Source organism: Pelomicrobium sp. G1 (assembly GCF_051905455.1).
Lineage (GTDB): Bacteria > Pseudomonadota > Gammaproteobacteria > Burkholderiales > UBA6910 > Pelomicrobium.
Window position 1 is genome coordinate 1 of sequence record NZ_JBQACR010000360.1, and the last position, 268, is coordinate 268.

General features: G+C 66.4%; 1 protein-coding gene. It reads left to right on the forward strand.

Translation table 11 applies throughout. The annotated features are described in order from the left end of the window. Nucleotides 1–268, forward strand: a 268-nt coding sequence (locus ACTFO6_RS18835) for a hypothetical protein (protein WP_439935886.1), incomplete at both ends; no start/stop codon positions are given.

The window sequence follows — 268 nt, forward strand, 5'->3', positions numbered from 1 at the left end:
GTGCAGGACGGCGCGATCGTGCCGATCGACAACGAGAGCCGGCTCGCCAAGCTCGCGCTCGACGAAAGGGAGCGGCCGAAGAGCGGCCCCGACTTCGATGAGGTTACCGAGAGCGAAGAGGTCGAGTGCAAGGAGAAGCGCAATACCAGGTGGGCGCACTTCGAGGCGATGGTCGAGCATGACCCGGCGACCATCGGTGGCCATGATGCGAACCACAAGGTGGTGCTACTCGGCTCGGCGCCGCTCCCCATCGCGCGCGGCATGAGCG